Here is a 17,338-nt window from a genome sequence, read left to right on the forward strand (position 1 = left end):
GGTGCAGTTTTCTCTGCCTTCTTCAGTAGCATGCCCGCATTCTAAGTCCCGTATCGCGGAATTCAAGCCTCAGCCATGGTATTCCGAAATCATGCAAGGGAGCCGCAAACCCGTTTGCCGCCCGGAAGAGTGCTGTCAGAACCCTGTTTACACCCCATAATCGCCACCGGTGATGTAGCGTTCGAGGTGGTTGATGCTCTGAGCCTGGGCATTCAGCACCGACTTGAGCACATCGCCGATGCTCACGATCCCGATGAAGCGGTCCTCCTCCATCACTGGCAGGTAGCGGATGCGTTTTTCGGTCATCAGCTTCATGCAATCCTCCACCGACATGGATGGCGGCACGACCAGTAGCTTGTCCAGCATGGTATCGCGAACGGGAGTTTCACGGGAGGCACGTCCCATCAGGATAACCTTGCGCGAGTAGTCTCGCTCGGTAAACAGTCCTACCAGCTTGTTATTTTCCATGACGAGGATGGCGCCCACATCATGCTTGTCCATCAACTCCAAAGCTTCGAATGTCGTTTTGTCGGGGGAGATCGTGATGCTGACGTGGGGAATTTTTTGATCCAGAATATTGCGCACCGTGTTCATGCGAACAACTAACCACCGGGCATGTTCAAAATCAAGCAGTCTTGCGACATAAACCCCGTCAAGCTCCACCTGCGCTTTCACCATCCACCACATCCACGTTGGTCGCCAGTTCCTGCTCGACGCGCAGGTGTGGATCCCGTGGTCCCTGCTCCAGTTTTTTTCGAAAACGCACGAGCGAGCGCTTGGGTACCAGTCCGATGTGACAGATGGGTTCGCCGGGCTTGATGGCAGGCATGGTGGTCATGCCAATCACGATACCGTCGTGTTTTGAGTGCAGCACATTCTGCTCCTGCCCCAGAATGCTGTAGTTGGTTGCGATGGGTTGGCCGTCTTCCACAAACTGACCGGGGCTGACATGAAACTTGAGTATGCCCCCTACCGCAGCCCGCACCCAGGTGGTTTTGCGAATCAGTGCCTGATACGGTGGCTCGACGGCCTTGCCTTCGAGCATGCCAAAGCGGATGAGCACATTGCGGATGCCCTGCACTCCCAGCTGCAGGATGCCCGGTTCCACTTTCCAGGGTTCGCCCGCTTCGAGGATGATCGTTGGGCAATCACGTTTGGTGCACTCCCTTCGAAACGAACCCACCGGCCCTTTGCCATCGATCACGAGGGCACAGCCAAACGCATTTGCGAGCCGTTTCACATCTGGGCGGGAGAGGTCGGCACGTACGTTTGGGTAGTTGGTGCGATGAAAGGCCGCTGTGTGCAGATCGATCCCAAAATCACAGTTGTCCGCAAATTCCGTGATCAGACGGTGGGCCACCCGACTGGCCAGGCTGCCGTTGGGGGAACCCGGAAAACTGCGGTTGAGATCCCGGCGGTCCGGCAGGTAGCGCTCATGTGCTTCAAATCCAAAGACATTGACCACAGGCGCCAGAATCAGACTCCCGCGCAGCAATTCAATGGGCGAACCGAACAAAAAGTCGTGAATGATGCCGGTTCCGTTGATTTCATCACCATGAATGGCTGCCGTCACAAACACAACGGGCCCCGGGGCAATCGAGCGAATGACCCGAAGCGGCACTCGCACAGGTTCCCCAAAATAGGTTTCTGAGATCTGCAGGCGGAGATCCCGGCTCTCGCCAGGGTTGACCACCTCACCCGCAATATTCAAGGCATGGGAGGGCATCAGTTTTTGGGATTGGGTTTACGTCTCGATTTTTTGCGTCGGCTGTGAGCGTGTTCGGGCAGGAACGCACGAAGCGCGTTCATGTTTCCATAACACATGAGCACATCGCCAGCCATGATTTCACGGTCAAAGCGCGGATTGGCAATTTGCTCACCGCCCCGAACGATGCGAAGCACCACGATGTCGAGCTCACGCAATCCACTTTCAGAAATGGTGCGCCCGACCATGTCGGAATGGGGCTGCACTGTGAACTCTGAGATGGTATAACCCCGTGTCAGGGTGAGGCGCTCGCGCACATCAAAATTGCCAAACTGGATCTGGTCCTCCATGAAACGGATCAACTCACCGGCAATGTCCATGCCAGTGGCAGCTTCGATGCCCTCGAGTCCGGGAGAGGAGTTGACCTCCATGATGACTGGACCATCCTTGCCTTCGAGCATGTCCACTCCCGCAACGTTGAGATTGAGAATCTGAGCCGCACGCACAGCGGTTCGTTCGTATTCCGGGTCGAGCTGAACCACCTGCGTGGTCCCACCCCGGTGCACGTTACTGCGAAATTCCTGGCCCGCCGCAGTGCGCCGCATGGCAGCCACCACCTTGTCGCCGATCACAAATGCACGGATGTCGCGTCCCTTGGATTCTGAAACAAAATTCTGCACAAGCACATCCTGCTTCACACTGCTGAGAGTCTCGATGATCGCTTCTGCAACCTTGTTGCTCTCCGCGAGGATGACACCGATGCCCTGTGTGCCCGACAACAGTTTGATCACCACCGGTGCGCCTCCCATGGAATGGATGGCGTGCAGGATGTCTTTGGGGGAGCGAACAAAAGCGGTGTGGGCAATGCCCAGGTCGTGACGACTGAGTGCCTGCAGGGCCGCCAGTTTGTCCCGGGATGCCAGGATTGCCGAAGCTGTGTTCACGCAGTAAGATCCCATTTGTTCGAACTGCCGCACAACGGAACTGCCAAAGGAAGTGATGGAGTTCCCGATCCGGGGGATCACGGCATCGTAGTGCCGGATGCGCCGACCAGCATAGGTCAAGTCGGGGCCACCCTGTTCCAGATAGAGCGCGAATTTCAAGGTATCGAGCACCTTGACCTTGTGTCCACGCTCAGCAGCAGCCTGCTTGAGCCGAACCGTGGAGTAAAGCCGTGGTCCCCGGGAGAGAATGGCGATGTGCAAAGGTTTCATAGGCGATGAGTCATGCATTTCAGCGAGCTGCGATGCGTGTGGTCAATCGATCCCGCACCCGATAGCGCGACGCTGCGTCCACCCAGAATCTTCCCTCAAGTGCCCGGCGACCCAACAGCATCCGGCAGGTCATACCAGCGCGATTGCTGAGACTCAATTCGACGGGAAAGGTATGCGAACCGATACGCAGATGAGTGCTGACAAAAAATCGCTCAGCCTTCAATCCATTGCTCGATTTCACGTGTCCGATGTGGGTGATCGGCGCGCGTACGCGAAGGAACCGGCTGCGGTCGCGCCGATGCAGCATGAGATTGAACTCGACATGATCATCATCAATCTGACGGATTTCCGTGGCATCGAGGCTGGACCGTCGTGCACCCGTGTCGGATTTGACGACCAGGTGGGAGATTCCCCAATCCGGCAGGTCGACGGTTTCTTTCCATCCGATGAGCATGGGTTCTGGGTGTGACATGGTTTTGGTTCCTCAATGTGGGCAGCTTCCACTGATCGCGCAAACCTGGAACGCATTCGCAGGCAACAATTTCCTCAACCGCCGATATAGGACATTTCCACGCGATGGGCCGGGGAGGTTGTTTCTGTGCGAGCCGCGTCGCGTTGTTCCGAATAGCGGTCACTGCGTTGCAGCCAGACTTCGCGCAATGTGTCGATTACGGCATCCGGTGCTTGATCGGGTGCCAGACTCGGACGCAGATCAGTTCCATGATCACTGAACAGGCAGGTGTAGAGTTTGCCATCCGCCGAAATGCGTGCCCGCACACAACCCCCGCAAAACGGGCGGGTGATCGATGCAATCACGCCCCAGCGACAGTTTGCATGGGATTCCAGTTCATACCTACGCGCGACAGCGCTCCACTCGCATGGCAGTGCACGCACCGGTCCCATTTCTGTGGTAATGCGTTCAAGGATTTCAGATTCGGAAAAAACCTGAGAACGCTGCCACCCATTGCTCGCACCCACATCCATGTATTCAATAAAGCGGACTTCCACGCCTCGCTGCATGGCAAGCTTCAGCAGGGGCAGGATCTGATCGTCATTTACGTTTCGTCGAATCACGCTGTTGATCTTCACCTTCACTCCGGCATCGATGCTTGCATCGAGTGCGGCCAATACCCTTTTCGGATCGCCATATCCTCCCGACATGCGGGAAAATGTGGCAGCATCAAGCGCATCCAGACTCAGGTTCACGCGTTGCAATCCCGCGCGCTTCAAGTCACGCACCCGGTCGGCAAGCAGCAGTCCATTGGTAGTCAGGGCGATGTCACGGACCCCCGTTTCCGCAGCAATGCGTGCGATCAGGATATCGAGCTTGCGGCGCAGCAGGGGTTCGCCTCCGGTGAGTCGCACCTTCTCCACCCCAAGCGTTTCTGCAGCACGGATGATGCGAAGGATCGCATCAAAGGAGAGCAGTTCGCGCTGTTTCAGAAACGGGTAATTTCGGCCAAAGCGCTCTTCGGGCATACAGTAACGACAACGCATGTTGCACTGGTCGATCAGAGAAATGCGCAAATCCCGCATGGTCCGCCCCAACTGATCGTGGGGAGCCGTTGCAGGCAGTGTGTCGGGTTCTGTGGTTTTGGGATTCACCGGGTCTTGTCGATGTTGGCCTTTCCTCCAGACTTCTTCAGAATTTCAATGGAATGCATCACCATGTCCTGCCCGGCACTCTTGCACATGTCATACACGGTAAGCAAGGCGACAGACACTCCGGTTAGCGCCTCCATTTCCACTCCGGTCTTGTGTGTCAGGCTCACCTCACAAGTAAGCTCAAGTTCACAATTTTCCAGAAAGCGATGTGTGAAGTGGATCGACTCCACCGGTAGTGGATGGCAAAATGGAATCAGGTCCGCCGTGCGCTTGACGGCCTGTGTGCCCGCGATGATGGCAGTGTGCAGCACGGAACCCTTGGCGGTGACAAGTTCGCCGGTCAAAGGTTGCAGATCCAGGTTTTCGGGCAATCGGATGCGTCCGCGTGCCACGGCGGAACGATGGGTCGTGCTCTTGTGCCCCACATCGACCATTCGTGGAGTTCCGTCGGGCTGCAGATGGGTTAATTCAGGTGTTTGGCTCATTTCGGTCGGCATGGAATGAACTCAAGTATTCCAGTTGAGGAATTCGAGTGCAGGATGGGGGTCCGATGAACGTTCATTTACAGGGGGGAGGATGAGCAGTCCATCGGAATGGATCACGCTCACCATGTCTCCGGAAGTATTGGTCGGCACGGGGCGAACCCGTATATCGCCCTGCGGCGAACGTTCCATGCGAACTGGCAACAGGCGGGTTTTTTCGGAGTCGTCTGGACCCGGTTCCGCCAGGGGAACCCAGCTGTCCCCAAGTGGGAAACCCGACTGATATTGGAAAATCAGGCGTAGATAGAGGCGACTGCAGACAAGGGATGAGACTGGATTGCCAGGCAAGCCCAACAAACCACACCCCGACGCATGCTTTGCAAAGAGCAGGGGGCCTCCGGGTTTTTGTCGAACCTTGTGAAACAGGATTTCAAAACCGCAGTGCCGTACGCAATCGGGAATGTGGTCAGCCTTGCCCATGGATACCCCGCCCGAGAACACGACCCAGTCCACTTCGCCCAACAGGCGATGCAGCGTCGTCTCAATCACACCAGGGTCGTCGGGCAGGTGAATGCAGGCGTGCAGAGACAGGCCCGCTTTTGCGCATTCAGCCGCGACCACACGGTCATTGCTGCGACGAATCGACTGTGCTCCCGGGATCTCCGACACATCGACCAACTCATTTCCGGTCGAGACAAAGGCAATGCGGGGGAGCCGCTTCACCTGCAACTGAGTGGCACCGACACTCGCACAGAGGGACCATGCTGCTGCGTTCAGCAGGGTGCCTTCTGGAATCAAGGGGTCGCCAGTGCGACAGTCACTGCCCTTTCGGTGAACCATTTGCCCAAATTCCACTGTTGAAGAGGGCAGGAGGTGAAATTCGGATGACTTGCCCTGCAGCCACTCGATCGGGATGACTGTGTCAGCCCCCTCAGGCAGTTGTGTCCCCGTCATGACCTGCACGCAGTCACCGGAATCTTTCAGGCGCAGCGGTGTCTCTCCCGCAAACTGCACCCCACGAACGTGCCAGCATTGCTGCCCTTCCCGATACTGAATGGCAATGCCGTCCATGGTGACGCGATCAAACGCAGGCTGGTCGCGATCCGCGCAGACTGGTGTGGCCAGAACCCGACCCAGTGCCCGGTCGAGTGGGACCGCTTCGGTTCCCAGCGTCGTCACATGCTTCCCTATCAACTCCCGTGCCCGTACGAGGGAAATGTTGCGTTCCGGTTCAGCCATGATCTCAGTCTGGTTTGGGAGCGAAGGCCTGCATCACGGATGCATTCACTTCCATGCTTCCGCCACCGATCAGTTTGATCGCGTAGGGTATGGCAGGAAATACAACCTGCAGGCACTCTTCAATAGCTTTCGGTTTGCCCGGAAGGTTGACAATCAGACAGCGGCCACGGATTCCCGCAGTCTGTCGGGAAAGAATGGCGGTGGGAACAATTTTGAGACTCTCCATGCGCATGGCTTCACCAAATCCCGGCATCATCTTGTCACACACCGCTTCAGTCGCCTCAGGAGTCACATCACGGGGCGCGGGGCCTGTGCCTCCGGTGGTCAGGATCAGGCTGCAACCCTGATCATCCACCATTTTGATCAAAGTGGCCTCGATCTGCGCCTGTTCGTCAGGCACGACGGCATAGATGCACTGCCACGGGGAACACAGGTAGCGCTCAAGCAGTCCGCGCGCAATTTTGCCGGGAATGTCTTCATAGACTCCGGCGCTCGCACGGTCGGAAACGTTGATGATGCCAATATTCATGTTTGCTCTGCTGCAACCCGGGTTGCTCGCCCGTGCAAGACTCAACCGCCCGACACCGGGGGGATGAGTGCCACCTCAACGGCATCCCCGATCGGAGCGTCCCAATCGTGGATGCGTTGATTGACTGCGACCCGACAGAACTGCAGTTCCGACGCATCACCGCACACGCGTTCAATCACGTCGAACACGCGCTCGGCGGGGTCAAATTCAAAGGCTTTCTGTTCAAACCCAACGAGGGTTTTTGCTTGTGCCCAAGCGAGTAGAGTTGCTTTCATTGCGTTGTAAAATCTCCTGCAAACCAAGTCTGTTTTTAATAAGTTGCAACCTTCCAGATCGGTACCTCCTGTTTCAGCTCATCCATAAACGCGATCAGTGCGGCAAAGGCTTCCTTGCGATGGGCAGACCAGATGCGCACCCGAATCGCCTGGCAACCCACGTCCACCGAGCCGATGCGGTGAATCACCTCTGCAGCGAGAAATCCGTGCTTCTGTTGCAGAACTTCCAGACGCTCCCGCATGACGTTCTCCGCCATTGCAGTATAGGCTTCGTAGCGAATCCCGGAGATCTGGCTTCCCTGTTCTTCCGGGCGAATCACGCCCGCAAACTCCACCAATGCTCCATGTCCGGACACTGCTTCGACAGTTGCCGGGCTTTCATAGCTTTCGATCGCTTGCTCGATGAGGTGAATTTCTATCATGGATGCATGCTAGCTTGCACAACTGTGCATGGCGCGCAAGGCGTCACGGGTGAATCGGTTGGCATGCATCCCTCAGCCTGCCTCCGTTTCGTTTGGCAAAGCTTGCCTGAACCTCGGCGATCATGCTGAGCGCGATCTGTTCGCGGGTTTCCGATCCGATGTCGAGTCCGATGGGGCAGTGCAGCTGATCTGCCGCAAGCACCAGGGAAGCATCCCCGAGGTCCATCAAATGATCGAACAGTTCCGCGCGCCGACGGGCTGAGCCTAACATGCCGACGTATGCAAAGCCCGCGTTGAGCACTGCCCGTGCATAGCTGATATCCCGCCCCAAGTGGTGAGTCATGATCACGACTGCGGTGGCAGAGTCGGGCTGGAGGTGCTTTAACAGACTGTCGGCCTCCACGTGAAGCACTTGCACAGCAGGATCCCCCGTGGCAATCCATCCCCTTCGCTGCGCCCCGGGGACCACCTGAATGCACTGCCATGACAGGGATTTTGAAAGATTCACAACTGCGGAAACATCGGTGTGCGCGCCGACCAGCACGATGCGCTTGCGCAGGCCCAGGCTTTGCCGAAAGCCGACACCTTCATCATGGCCTGGGTGCCGAACCTGATCCAGCAAACGCGTTGCACCGGGCTGGCCATCACTTCCACCAGTCACCAGTGTGATGGGCTGGCGTTGCTCCACCGACTGTAGAATGCCCTGTATGCACGCCATCCAGTCCGGGTCCTCCGGCTCCACACACTCGATCCAGAGTGTAATCGTGCCCTGGCATCCAAAAATGGGCCGCGTATCAATGGTATGCTCGGCAAAGCGCTGACCAGACTCCTGCATCCCACGAGCGAGATCGGCGAGATCCTGCTCCAGGCAGCCCCCACTGATCGTCCCCAGGGTTGAACCATCCCGCAGGACAAGCATGCGTGCGCCTGGCTGACGATAGCTCGAACCCGTCTTGCGCACCAGCGTCACCAATGCCACCGCCTGGCCGGGATTTTCCAGCACTCGTTTAGCAATGGCATGCAATTCCGACGGATCGTGGACGATGGCCTTCATGGTGTTGGGTCAGTCCAATTCAATTGGATTGGATTTTCCACGGAAATCCAATCAACGCAAGCTGGCGCAAAGCATCGGTCCGGGATTTACTGGCAAACGCCGAATTCCCCGGGAGTTTACAGCCCACAGTCGACGGTCTCATACTGGTTCTGGTTTTGTTCACTGAACAGAAACGTAGGGTCTTCGCTAGCCGGAGACCTCCGTTACCTCACAAGATGCGGCATCGTGGTGAACGCGATTCCTACGGAAACGTGATTGATGATCAGTGCTTTTGGTTTTGCGGGGTTGTGGAATTGTGTTAGAACCGTGCCCCATGCCAGCCTTTGATTTTCCGCTAGAAACGCTGAAGCAATACCAGGGAAGCAACCCGCGACCCTCAGATTTTGATGCCTACTGGGCACAGGCCCTGCAGGAATTGCACGCCGTGGACGCCCGGGTGGAACTGATTCCCTGCGAAACGTTCAGGCCGCGGGAATCGCAGGCCTTTGACCTGTGGTTCACTGGCGTAGGGGGTGCACGCCTTCATGCCAAATACCTGCGACCCCGCTCTGCAAAGGCCGCGCCAGCGGTGCTTCGCTTTCACGGATACTCCGGCTCCGCCGGAGATTGGTCGGATGGTCTCGCACTGAGTGGTGAAGGCCTGTGTGTGGCGTCGCTGGACTGTCGCGGACAGGGAGGGTGCTCCGAAGATCCGGGTGGAGTGCGAGGCATGACCCTGCGCGGGCACATCGTTCGTGGGTTGGAGGACCCTGACCCGCGCAAGCTGATGTATCGCTCGCATTTTCTCGACACCGTGCAGCTGGCAAGAGTGGTGGCGGCACTGCCCGAGGTGGATGAAACCCGAATGGGTGTGGTGGGAGCTTCGCAGGGTGGAGGACTGGCGGTGGCTTGCGCGGCTCTGGAGCCACGCATTCGGCGGGCGGTGGTGGTGCATCCCTTTTTGAGTGACTATCTGCGGGTCTGGCAGATGGATCTTGCAAAGGATGCCTACGAGGAGTTGCGGTATTTTCTGCGGATGCGGGACCCCATGCATGAACGGGTGCAGGAATTTTTCACGCGCTTGGGATACATTGATGTACACCATCTTGCGGATCGGGTAAAGGCGCGCACGACGTTTTTGATCAGCCTCATGGACATGATTTGTCCGCCCTCCACTCAGTTTGCGGTCTACAACCGTCTTCAATGCGAGAAGCAATGTCGAATCTACCCGGACTACGCGCACGAGTATTTGCCCGGACTTAACGATGTGGTGCTGAAGGAAATGTGGGGTCTGTGACTGTACGCGTGAGTCCGGCCTCACGATTGGGGGTGCCGGAAGCGGCAAAAGCATGCGGATTCAACTGACGCGGATGTTATGCATTCACAAGCATATTCCTGGCATTGCCAGCGGAGTGATGCTGACTAAATTGCGAACCCTGTGAACGAAGTGCACCCTGTGCACGTGAATGAAACCCTGAAAGAATGATCATGAATCGATATATGCAGAGAATCCGAATGCGCGCTCTGGGCGCGGTTTTCATTTCATTGTGGTTAGTCCTAAACCTTTGGGCGGAACCGCATGCCATTCGCCTCAATTCACTGGGATACTATCCCTCTGCGGCCAAAGTGGCCACCGTTGCAGTGGGTGACGCCATCGAATATTCGATTGTGAATGTGGAGGATGGGGAAACGGTCTTTCATGGAAATCTGACACCTTTGGGTGCGGAACATCCAGAACTCAGTGTGGCGGATTTCACTGAACTGGTGACAGAAGGAAACTATCAACTGAGGGTGGGTGACCACGCATCAGGGGCATTTCGAATTGCTTCAGATGTGTACACCGATGCCTTCCGGACCGTGGTGAGAGCCATGTATCTTTGGCGCTGTGGCACGGCTGTTGAAGGGGAGCACAATGGCGAAGTGTTCCAGCATGCAGCGTGTCACCTCGAAGATGGTTACATGGACTACGTGACAGGCAAACATGAATACCGTTACAGCCTTGGAGGGTGGCACGATGCGGGAGACTACAACAAATACGTTTCAAATGCGGGCATTACTGTGTTTTCGATGCTGCGCGCCTGGGAGGAGTTTCAGGAGCAGGTCGAGACCGTTGAGCTGAATCTCCCCGAGAAGGGTGGACCGATCCCGGAGTTGCTTGCGGAGGTAAAGTGGGAACTGGATTGGGTGCTCACCATGCAGGAACCGGATGGTCGTGTGCTGCACAAGCTGAGCACGTTGCGATTTGGTCCCTTCATCAACCCGGAGGACGAAAAGGAACCGCGTTATTTTACCCCGTGGGGGTCAACCTCCACCGCAAATTTTGTGGGCATGATGGCGATGGCTGCCAGAATCTATGAACCCTACGATGCACGGTTTGCGGAGCGTTGCCTGGTGGCGGCCCTCAAGAGCTACGACTATTTGGTCCAGCACCCGGACTACGTTCCAGCAAACATGGAAGGGTTTCACACGGGACCGTATGAGTCTCCGGACGCGGATGATCGCCTGTGGGCGGCGGCGGAGCTGTGGGTCACAACGGGGCAGGCATCAATTTTGGCGGATGTTGAATCCCGGATTCGTGCGGATGCGATGCAATTTGATACCGATTTTGACTGGGGCAATTTAAGGAATTTGGGGCTGATTGCCTATGTCTTTGCGGAGCGCGATGGACGGAACCCGGAACTGGTGGAGGCGCTGCAGCAGGATCTAATCGCAGCGGCTGACCGCATTGTGCAGACCGCTCAGGCACATCCGTACTCCAGGCCGTTGGGGGATCGCTACTACTGGGGCTGCAACGGCACTGTCGCGCGGCAGTTGCATGTGTTGCAGTCGGCGATGCGTGTGCAGGCCAAAGCGGAGTATGAGCACGTTTCCCTCGATGCGATCCATCACCTCTTTGGGCGCAATGTGCATGGGCGCTCCTATGTGACCGGGCTGGGATTTCGTCCGCCGCAGCATCCGCATGACCGCCGCATTGCGGAAGATGGAGTCGATGCACCCTGGCCGGGCTACCTCGTGGGAGGTGCGAATCCGACGGCGCAAGACTGGCTTGACGAGATCGGCAGTTACCGGACGAACGAGATTGCGATCAACTGGAATGGTGCGCTGATTTATGCTCTTGCTGCAGTGTTGCGTTGAGAGCTTGCTCTGAAGATCCCCTGGGAAAGTCAGCAGGCGAATCCCCGGGGTCGACCGTATCGAACTGAACTGCATGGGCTGTGAATTGCCTGTAAATGTTCGGCGTTCATTGCAATTCCTGCTTGGGCTGCAGGAAACCCTGTCGAACAAGAAGTAACCCACCGCGTGGGATGCAAAGGGTCCGACCATGTATCGTTTTTCCAGTCGAACAGACCGCCGCTACTCGAAGCGGTGGTATGCAGACTCGCTCACAGTTGTGATCGGGGTCGGAATGGCGTGCCTGCTTGCTGGAGTTCTGGGTGCTGAGGAGTCTGAGCAGACTGATTTTCTTCAGGCTCGCACGGAAATTCACCGCATCACATCGTCCGACTATCGCGGCCATCCGTCCAATGCCATGGTTCTGGAAGGTCCCAACGGATTTGTCTACAGCCTGACTGAAAATGGTGTATTCGAGTTCAGCAGCAGTGGCAGCCGCCGCATTCTGGACGGAGGCTACAACATTGGGGCATTTGATGAATCGGGAAACCTGTGGTTGGCCGGATTTCGTTCTTTGGTTCGGGCATACCGTACGGAAACCACGGGTTGGCAGTTTGAGAATCTGTATGACGTGATTCGGGATTTTGATTCGGATGGCCACCTGGTGCATTCGATTCTGTTTCGGGATGGCGACGTTTACATCGGATCATTGGATCAGGTATTGCGGTATCGATCCGGGATGCCAAAAGCGGAAATCGTCTTTGAGCACACCTACATCGCTCGCATGTATTGGATGGGCGATGCACTGATTCCGGTGGGTGCGGACAGCACGGTGCTGCGCTATGACGGGAATCGCCTCGAAGCGGTACCCGATACAGAGGTGCTCTATGATACGAACACCCCGGTTGCCAGCGGCCAGCTGGACAATGGAGACCTGATCATTCTCACTTCGGGTGGACGGGTGTGGCAGTTTGATGGAGCGGAGCTGACGCAAGCATCCTATGCCCGCTATACGGGAGATCCAAGCTACGGAGTCAGTTCCATCGTAGTGACTGAGAGTGGTGCACTGCTGATTGCGACGCGCGGTGATGGGCTGTGGATACTGGATGATGAACAATGCCGCAACCTGCGTCAGGAGCATGGATTGGTGAACAATCTGATCAATCGTGTGACCGTGGCCAGTGACGGCACGGTATGGGCGGCGCACAATCGAGGCATCAGTCATTTTAAATTCCCGGAGCGCACGTGGTTCCTGGGTGAAACTCAGGGGCTGGAGGGCAATGTAACGGATGTACTGCTCACCGATACCCACGGCTACATCCTGACCTCGGTGAGCGTATATGAGGTGGACGTGAACGAACTTCGGCATGGATTCAGTGGACGCATGGCTTTCAGGCGCCTTCCCTTTCCATCGGGTCGGACGGGCACCATTGTGAATGGACGTGCACTGATTGGTACCAGTGATGGACTGATGGTCGAAACCGCCACGGGTTGGGTGCGCAAGGGGCAGGGCGATTGCAGCATCGTCATTCGGTCACAGTCATCGAATTGGGTCTATTTTGGAGGATACTCGGGGCTCTATGCCATGTCATGGACCGGAACGGACCAATGGACACCAGAGGTCAAGGTGCTGGATCGCATCAATGTGGTACACGGACTGGGAGAGGATGCGGATGGGATCCTTTGGATTCGCATGGGTCTTGGAAAAGTGGGCAGACTCATCCCGCCCCACGATGGCCGAACCACGGAATGGCTGCTTGAGGAGTTGAGTGAAGAGGCGGGCGTTGCCAACATGTGGATCAATCCTCTCATCATTGAAGGACGCTGTTACATTCCATCCCCCTTGCTGAAGGTCTGGGATGAGGAACAGCGCAAATTTGTCGAGCAACAGCAGTGGCACTATTTTGGAGGAATGGGACCCTTTGCCTTCACTCAGGAGGTATGGAGTGCCTCTCATGGTTACCAGGTTGCCTACTCGGATCTGATAGCCAACGTCGTTCCCAAGCCGATTGGGGATTATGATGAATCCCTTGAGTTCTTTGGGCAGGATCTCGAAAACCGGGCTACCAGCTTTCGGGAATCGGGAAATCTGCGTATGCTTGGGTTTACGGGTGGGGTGATTTTGGAACGTCTGGATATCGAATCGGACTACGAGCCAAAGCCGCTGGAAGTGGTGGTTTCCAGGGTTTCGGATCCAGGAGGCGACAATGTCTGGGCATCGTATTTCAAGGGCGATTCGAAGCTTGGCGAATCGGCCCGACGGGTGTTGGACCCCGAGCACCGGGATTTGAGGTTTGAGTTTACGACGAACCCGCAATTTCTGATCGAGCGCAATGTTTATCGCTTTCATCTGGAAGGATATGAAGAACCCAGCGAGGCATGGGTGTCGACCCGGTCGAAGGATTACACCAATTTGCCTCCGGGCCGGTACCGTTTTGTGATTGAGGCGATGGACTACCACAACCGACAGGCCGGACCCATTGCGTTTTCCTTTGAAATCAAGGCACCCTGGTATCTGACACGAGTGGCCTACGCGGCCTATGGGCTGTTGGCAATAGTACTGATTTATCTCGCGGTGCGCTGGCGTGAGAACAAACTTCGAACTCGCAACCAGTGGTTGACCCGCGTGGTCGAAGCTCGCACGGAGGAAATCCGACAACAGGCTGAGGAGTTGCGAGCGAAAAACGAACACTTGAAGCAGGCACTGGAAGTGTCCCATCAGCTCACGGAGGAATCGAAGGCTGCTTCGCGTGCAAAGAGTCGCTTTCTTGCTTCGATGAGCCATGAGATTCGCACGCCCATGAATGGAGTGATCGGCATGTGCTCCCTGCTCGAGGAAACCAAGCTCGACCGTGAACAGCATGGCTTTCTCCAGACGATCAAATCGTCGGGACAGCATCTGCTCACAATTCTGAACGATATTCTGGATTTTTCCAAAATCGAAGCGGGCAAGATGGAATTATTGGAAGCTCCCTTTGACATGCAGGAGATCGCAGCGACGGTGGTCTCTCTGTTTGCACCGCTGGCGCGGGAAAAAGGGATTGAACTGTCGCTGTATTGCGACCCGGTTATCCAGCGCAAGCGCATGGGCGATGCCGCCCGGCTGCGGCAGATTTTTCTGAATTTGCTCAGCAATGCGATCAAGTTTACCGAGAAGGGCTTTGTGCGGGTGCGCATCAACAGCATTGATTCAAGCCAGCAGCAGGATTGGCTGCGCATTGAGGTGGAAGATTCTGGAGTCGGAATTCCGTTTGAGAAACAGAACCAGCTGTTCGAACCCTTTTCGCAGGTGGACGACGGCAGCATGCGGAAATTGGCGGGATCGGGCCTTGGACTTTCGATTTGCCGCAACCTGACGGAAATGATGGGTGGGGATATCTTTGTGTTCAGCCTGCCTGGGAAAGGTACGATTTTTGGCATAGAGATTCCCCTGCCCGAGCAGGAGGACGATGTGCAGGAATGGCAGGTTCCGTCGCTGCAAGGCATACGGGTCGGTGTGATGTCCAGGGATGAATTCCAAAGCACCACCCTTGAGGCATACCTGGCACACTGTGGGGCGAAGGTCACGGTCTGGGAATCGGAAGTGCAATTTCGGTCAGATGGAGACAGGGATACTGTGGAGGTCGACTTTTGCATCGTGGACCACGCAGATGCCTTTCCTTCACCGGACATGTTGTCCCATTTCAAACAGCAATTTCCCGATACTCCAACTTTGCATCTCACTCACGATCTTGAGCCATCAAATGCGAATGTGCAGGGGATGCGTCTGATCAAACCCTTCGGGTTCCGAACGTTTGCGGAGCAATGTACACGAGTGTTGGCCCACGAACCTGCTACAGCACACTTCCCGGACACAACCCCGGTGAGGCGTGCTCAGGTGGATGAATTCTTCAGCAGCCTTCAGGTGTTGCTGGTAGAAGACAACGTAGTGAACCAGAAAGTTGCGCAACTGATGCTGCAGAAGATGGGGGTTGAGGTGGATGTGGTCACCGATGGGAAACAGGCCATTGATGCCGTTGCAGCAGGCAGCTATGATTTGGTGCTCATGGATATTCAGATGCCGGTAATGGACGGTATCGAGGCGACCAAGTGGATCCGTGAGCAACTACCCGCGCATCGCCAGCCCAAGATCATCGCAATGAGTGCAGGCATCAGCACGTTGAATGACGCATCCATCACACAAGCAGGCATGGATGGGTATGTGGAAAAACCAGTGATTCCCGAGCAGATGTGGATGGAAATTCGAAAAGCGTTCGATTCCTGACCGTTCATTCGCACATGGGACCATGCACCGGGGCTGGGTTGCCGTGATCGCCTGCGAAACGCATTCAGGCAGCAAGCACAAATGACATCCACTGCACTTCCCGAAGTGTCAGTGCTGAAATTCCAGAGTGCATTGGGTTGGTAGATGAGCAATACGATTTCGGGCAGATCCGATAGAGGTATCGAGGCAAGTATCGGGTGTTCCAGTATGGCAAAATGAACAACAGAACGAGATGAAACAGGAGAGACGTGAGCAGGTAGCCGGAACTGTTGCTGTGTTTGCTTCCTTTCAGGGACCTGGACAGCGGGTTTTGAGTGGACTGGTGAAATGGGCACAGCAATATCCGCAGCTCGTATTGCATGCTCTCTGTCCGGCGGAATTTTCATCGATCCAATGCTTCGATGAAACTCCTTTTGATGCAGCGGTGGTGGTCGATACCGGTGATCCTCTTCCAGAATCACTGCAGCAGCTGACAATTCCGGTGGTGAGGGTGTTTGACCGTCCAGCGGGATGCAAGGACACCCTGGTGGGGGTGGACCATCAGGAGATTGGTCATCTGGCTGCGCAGCATCTGCACGGACGGGGTTTCCGGCATGTTGCATTTGTCGGAGGAATGGATGCTCCCTTTGCTAAAGTGCGGTACGAAGCGTTCAAGCGGTATCTGGATCAGCAAGGCGTGAGTTTTCATCTCTTCGGAGAAGGTTTTCCGTCCAGAGACCGTGCGGTGCAGCAGTCCGTGCAGCTCTCAACCTTTCGCGAGCGTTTGAAGGTATGGCTGCGATCCCTGCCAAAACCTGTCGGCATTTGCGCGTTGGATGATTGGAAGGCGTTTGAAACTCAGATGCTGTGTCGCCAACTTGACATTGCCGTTCCGGAACAGGTGGCCCTGGTTGGGGTAAACGATGATGAACTGCCATGCCAACTCAGCCACCCGAACCTGACAAGCATACGGCTTCCCCTTGAATCCATGGGATTTGAGGCAGGTAACTGCATTCATGCGCTGCTGACGACGGGACGCGCCAGTGACAAAATCCTGCGCTGCGTCGGGTTGCTCACGCGCGGGTCTTCCAATACGTTTTCCGTGGGGGATGCAGTGGTGGCTCAGGCCCTGAGATTCATGCAGATGCATTGTCACAAACCCATTCGCATCGAAAATGTGTTGCAGCATGTGGGAGTCAGCCGATCCCTGCTCGAACGCCGCTTTCGCAGCGAGATTGCCCGAACTCCGCTGATGGAATTGCGTCGCCAGCGCGTGGAACGTGCGCGTGAGCTGCTGGCGGATACGGATCTGGCAATTCAGAAAATTGCGGAATTGACCGGGTTTGCGAGCAACATTCGTTTCACAACGGTGTTTCGCGAGCAGATGGGCATCACACCCACGGAGTTTCGCGTGCAGATGCGTGGTTGGGAAGTGGATGACGTCGCAATCGCACGGGAACCGCATCCCGCTTGACGAACT

15 protein-coding genes are annotated in these 17,338 nt (G+C 56.2%); 4 read left to right on the forward strand and 11 right to left on the reverse strand.

Annotation, left to right across the window (positions count from 1 at the left end; genetic code table 11):
- Window positions 1–147 precede the first annotated feature (147 nt).
- From ABQ298_08225 to ABQ298_08275, 11 genes are all read right to left on the reverse strand, one after another.
- The gene (locus tag ABQ298_08225; GenBank protein MEQ9824356.1) at window positions 148–678 is read right to left on the reverse strand and encodes a CBS domain-containing protein; all 531 of its coding nucleotides are present in this window, start codon (window positions 676–678) and stop codon (window positions 148–150) included.
- Window positions 653–1,726, reverse strand: a complete 1,074-nt coding sequence (locus ABQ298_08230) for a succinylglutamate desuccinylase/aspartoacylase family protein (protein ID MEQ9824357.1) — start codon at window positions 1,724–1,726, stop codon at window positions 653–655. Before ABQ298_08230 ends, ABQ298_08225 begins: the two co-directional genes overlap by 26 nt.
- Complete coding sequence (gene rimK / locus ABQ298_08235; protein MEQ9824358.1) at window positions 1,726–2,910, reverse strand: 30S ribosomal protein S6--L-glutamate ligase; 1,185 nt, start codon at window positions 2,908–2,910, stop codon at window positions 1,726–1,728. Before rimK ends, ABQ298_08230 begins: the two co-directional genes overlap by 1 nt.
- 28 nt (window positions 2,911–2,938) lie before the next feature.
- On the reverse strand, window positions 2,939–3,391 hold the full coding sequence (locus ABQ298_08240; protein MEQ9824359.1) for a RimK/LysX family protein: 453 nt from the start codon (window positions 3,389–3,391) through the stop codon (window positions 2,939–2,941).
- 74 nt (window positions 3,392–3,465) lie between these two features.
- Window positions 3,466–4,524, reverse strand: a complete 1,059-nt coding sequence (gene moaA, locus ABQ298_08245; GenBank protein ID MEQ9824360.1) for a GTP 3',8-cyclase MoaA — start codon at window positions 4,522–4,524, stop codon at window positions 3,466–3,468.
- Window positions 4,521–5,009: a cyclic pyranopterin monophosphate synthase MoaC gene (gene moaC / locus ABQ298_08250; GenBank protein ID MEQ9824361.1), complete on the reverse strand. Its 489-nt coding sequence runs from the start codon at window positions 5,007–5,009 to the stop codon at window positions 4,521–4,523. The genes moaA and moaC overlap by 4 nt, the downstream gene beginning before the upstream one ends.
- Window positions 5,010–5,030: 21 nt before the next feature.
- Window positions 5,031–6,245 carry a molybdopterin molybdotransferase MoeA gene (locus tag ABQ298_08255; protein ID MEQ9824362.1) on the reverse strand — a complete coding sequence of 405 codons (1,215 nt, stop codon included), beginning with the start codon at window positions 6,243–6,245 and terminating at the stop codon, window positions 5,031–5,033.
- A 4-nt stretch (window positions 6,246–6,249) separates the two neighbouring features.
- Complete coding sequence (gene mog / locus ABQ298_08260; protein MEQ9824363.1) at window positions 6,250–6,774, reverse strand: molybdopterin adenylyltransferase; 525 nt, start codon at window positions 6,772–6,774, stop codon at window positions 6,250–6,252.
- A 41-nt stretch (window positions 6,775–6,815) separates the two neighbouring features.
- The gene (locus ABQ298_08265; protein MEQ9824364.1) at window positions 6,816–7,049 is read right to left on the reverse strand and encodes a MoaD/ThiS family protein; all 234 of its coding nucleotides are present in this window, start codon (window positions 7,047–7,049) and stop codon (window positions 6,816–6,818) included.
- Window positions 7,050–7,084: 35 nt separating this feature from the next.
- The gene (locus ABQ298_08270) at window positions 7,085–7,471 is read right to left on the reverse strand and encodes a molybdenum cofactor biosynthesis protein MoaE (protein MEQ9824365.1); all 387 of its coding nucleotides are present in this window, start codon (window positions 7,469–7,471) and stop codon (window positions 7,085–7,087) included.
- Window positions 7,472–7,514: 43 nt separating this feature from the next.
- Window positions 7,515–8,525, reverse strand: a complete 1,011-nt coding sequence (locus ABQ298_08275) for an XdhC family protein (GenBank protein ID MEQ9824366.1) — start codon at window positions 8,523–8,525, stop codon at window positions 7,515–7,517.
- Window positions 8,526–8,838: 313 nt separating this feature from the next.
- Between ABQ298_08275 and ABQ298_08280 the strand changes: the two genes are divergently transcribed.
- From ABQ298_08280 to ABQ298_08295, 4 genes are all read left to right on the forward strand, one after another.
- Window positions 8,839–9,801, forward strand: coding sequence for an acetylxylan esterase (locus ABQ298_08280; protein ID MEQ9824367.1), 963 nt, complete (start codon window positions 8,839–8,841; stop codon window positions 9,799–9,801).
- A gap of 203 nt (window positions 9,802–10,004) precedes the next feature.
- Window positions 10,005–11,639, forward strand: a complete 1,635-nt coding sequence (locus tag ABQ298_08285) for a glycoside hydrolase family 9 protein (protein ID MEQ9824368.1) — start codon at window positions 10,005–10,007, stop codon at window positions 11,637–11,639.
- Between the two features lie 187 nt (window positions 11,640–11,826).
- Window positions 11,827–15,879 (forward strand): ATP-binding protein, encoded by a 4,053-nt coding sequence (locus ABQ298_08290; protein ID MEQ9824369.1) that lies wholly within the window; start codon window positions 11,827–11,829, stop codon window positions 15,877–15,879.
- A 232-nt stretch (window positions 15,880–16,111) separates the two neighbouring features.
- Window positions 16,112–17,332, forward strand: a complete 1,221-nt coding sequence (locus ABQ298_08295; protein ID MEQ9824370.1) for a substrate-binding domain-containing protein — start codon at window positions 16,112–16,114, stop codon at window positions 17,330–17,332.
- Window positions 17,333–17,338: the final 6 nt, after the last annotated feature.

This window comes from Puniceicoccaceae bacterium, assembly GCA_040224245.1.
Lineage (GTDB): Bacteria > Verrucomicrobiota > Verrucomicrobiia > Opitutales > JAFGAQ01 > JAKSBQ01.